The sequence below is a fragment of the Mycobacterium sp. genome (assembly GCF_035603715.1).
Classification (GTDB): domain Bacteria; phylum Actinomycetota; class Actinomycetes; order Mycobacteriales; family Mycobacteriaceae; genus Mycobacterium.
Genome location: NZ_DATNJW010000382.1, coordinates 1 through 3,055, shown reverse-complemented (window position 1 = coordinate 3,055; position 3,055 = coordinate 1). Strand labels below are relative to the sequence as shown.

Sequence of the window (3,055 nt, the reverse complement as noted above, 5' to 3'; positions counted from 1 at the left end):
TCTGAGCGGCCAGCGTCATCACCGGGACCAGCCCGGCGCACGACACGAGAGAGTCGTCGTCAAACACCGCCGACGCCGGGGTGAACCTGTGCGACACTTGCACCGGAAGTGCCTTTCTTGCGCTGCTCTGATTGTCGTGTGGTAACTCCAATCATCCCAGCTCAGAGGGCACTTTCCTCATTTCAACACACCCGATCTCCAGCAATCAGTCCGCGGATCGAGGCTGATATGTGGGGACGGTTTGTCAAGTGGACACGCCGAATTGGCCCTGATTTCGTTGCAGGGCAGGATTTTTCCTGTTCCCCGATGGCTGCTATTCGTCGACGTCGCCCGGCGAGCCGAGGTCAAGGCTGGGGCCGCAAGGCCCCACCCCGAAGGGGCTTGGCCTTGACGGCGGCGAGGTGCGACGTCATTGTGTTGCGGCTATGGGGAACAGGAATCGGGGAGGACCGTGGGGGGATCGAGGTCGAGGTCAGCGTGTCGTTTCGCGACGCGTGGTCAAGGCTGAAATGCGCGGGTTGGTTACCGCAGGACCGGGTGTTCGGCTGGGAGCGTAGCGCGGGTCTAAGGACGAGCGTGGCCAGCGGCACCTCGGGGGCGCCACGGGTTGCTCATAGCCTGGGAGCGCGTTGCTCCTCGCGCTGTTGGCCTGGATGATTCGATCCCTCCACGGTCGGCTCGGGGCCGGGGTTTTCTAGTCGGGCAGCACCGCCAGCGACCAGCACCAGCCGGCAAGTTCGCGGGCGACAGCGACGTTGGCGATCACCGCTGGTTTCCTGCGCAGGTTTAATCCGACCCAGCGGGCATGCAAGCGCTGGTTGCCGGCATGGGCACGGGCACGGGCCGCGGCCGGGGCCTGATCCCAACGGTGCCTGAGTACCGCTCCGGGCCGGTAGGTACTGCGGTGGTGCCAGGCGGCTTCCACCAGCAGCCGCCGCACGTGGCTGTTACCGGTCTTGGTGATCGCGCCCTGCGTGCGGCTGGTCCCGGAGGAATACTCGCTGGGAACCAGCCCCAGATAGGCGCCGATGCTCGCGCCGGTGAAGCGGTCCCAGTCGCCGATCTCGACCGCCAGCGCGAACCCGGTCAACGTCGAGATGCCACGCAGACATGCCAGCCGTCGCGTCAGCGGGCTGAACTCGCTGTCAGCGGCCAGCGCGGTGATCTTCTCATCGAGGCGGGCACGCCGCGCGGTGGCCAGCACCACCGCCTCGTAGACATCCTCGAACGCGGACTGGGTCGGGGCGGCGTCGAATCGCTGGTGGTGCAGCCACCGGTCGTGGCGTTCGGTCCACGCTTTACCGTCGTAGTAGACGATCCCGTGACGCAGCAACAATTTCGACAACCGATGTCGGGCCCGCATCAAATCCGCTCGGGCGGCTTCGCGGGTGCGGACCAGATCCCGGGCAGCCTCCTCGGCCGCACTCGGAATCCGCACCGGCACAACCTCATCCAACCGCAACAACCGCGCCAAATTCAGTGCGTCGCGCGCATCGGTTTTCACCCGATCCCCAGCCGGGCGAAGCAGCTTGGATGACGCCGCGACCTGGCATCGCAGTCCCGCCGCCGACAACGCCCGCGCCAACCCGAAACCCGTCGGACCGGCTTCATAGACCACCGCGCACGGGCCCGGCAGCTTACCCACCCACTCGATGACCTCCGCATGCGACGGCGTCAACCGCGCCCGAAACACCTCGCCACTTCGCCCATCGATCGCCGCCGCGACAACCGAACGCGCGTGCACATCCAGACCAACGCTCGTACGCTCGCAAAACACCGGGGCCTCCTTCACACCTGTCGGAAAGGCCGAGCACGGAACCACACTCGGTAACCCACGAGATTGCGCGAGCGAGGCGCCGGCCAGCAACTACTCCACTCCGCGAGCAGTCACCCCATACGGTCTAAGCCAGCTCTGCGATCAACACGGGCACGATGGTGGTCCCCAACGCGGATGGGTAGCGTTGCGACTCGGGTAGGCGTTTCAGGGCGGCCAGGTCCAACGCTGCCGGCAGGTTGCGCAAGTTCTTGCCGTCGTAGTCGCGTGCCAGGGCCGCGGCGGCTGGTCGTCGAAATGATCGGCGTAGGCGTGGGCCGTAACTAGCTGCGGCAGTTGGAATTCTGGGAAAGACAGCGAGGTCCTTGCGGAGGGTCCGCTTGCTCCTGACGGGTGCCAAGTCAGGTCTGCGGCAGAGTGATGAGCTGGCCGTTGGGACGCTGGGGTTCACCGGTGCGGCGGTTGATCGGGGCCGGCAGCGGCAGCAGCGGGTTGCGGTGGACCTGGACCGTTTGATAGGCGACCAGTCCGATGAGGGCGGCCACCAGCACTCCGGTTGCGCCGGCGTTCCCCCAGTCCAAGCCGCCGTGATCGCGGCTCTTGCTCAAGATGTTTCCGAGCACGGCACCGAGCGGGCGGGTGAGGATGAACGCGATCCAGAACAGCAGCATCCCGTTGATGGGGGTGAAGTAGTGGGCGGCAAGCAAGGCCACCATGATCGCGGAGAGCAGCAGTGCAGTGCCCCGCAACCCAAGCCCTGCGGGCCCGGCTAAGTAGTCGCCGGTGGATGTCCCCAAACTGTTTGAGAAGACGACGGCGATCCAGAACAGTAGCTCGCCTTTGAAGGTGGCGAGATTCTCCACGTCGAGCGTCTGGCCGCTGCGCCACCAGATGACAAGGACGATCGCCAGTCCGGTGCCGAGAATAAGCGCACCGCCGGCGTAGCCCAGTGCATAATTCCGATTCAGCAGGTCCGACAACGTCGTGCCTGCGGTGCTGGTCAGCGCGATCACCGTCCAGAAGAGCGCGGCGTGGAAACGTCGCGCCCGCAGTTGAATCACGACCGCGATGAGCAACAGCCCCAGCAGGAGGATGGTGGCGACCAGGTTCCCGAGCTGGAGGGTCTGCGAAAACATGTCGCCTGCGGTTTCCCCCAACGTGGTCGCGATGGTCTTGATGATCCAGAACAGCGCGGTGACATGGGGAAGTTTCCGCATGACGAATTGCGCAGGGGAGCGACCAGAGATGTTCTTTTGGTCTGCGATGAACTCGGCCACGGAT

At 65.2% G+C, this 3,055-nt stretch carries 2 protein-coding genes; both read right to left on the bottom strand.

The genetic code is table 11. The features are described from left to right. Positions 1-694: 694 nt before the first annotated feature. A complete protein-coding gene (locus tag VN856_RS15825; protein WP_325690644.1) occupies positions 695-1,777 on the bottom strand; it encodes an IS110 family transposase in 1,083 nt (360 codons plus the stop codon). 398 nt (positions 1,778-2,175) lie between these two features. Then, a complete protein-coding gene (locus VN856_RS15820) occupies positions 2,176-2,991 on the bottom strand; it encodes a hypothetical protein (protein ID WP_325690646.1) in 816 nt (271 codons plus the stop codon). Positions 2,992-3,055: the final 64 nt, after the last annotated feature.

Excerpts from the sequence above, each read along its gene's own strand:
- VN856_RS15820 (WP_325690646.1), bottom strand. The coding sequence starts at position 2,991 with ATGCGGAAACTTCCCCATGTCACCGCGCTGTTCTGGATCATCAAGACC.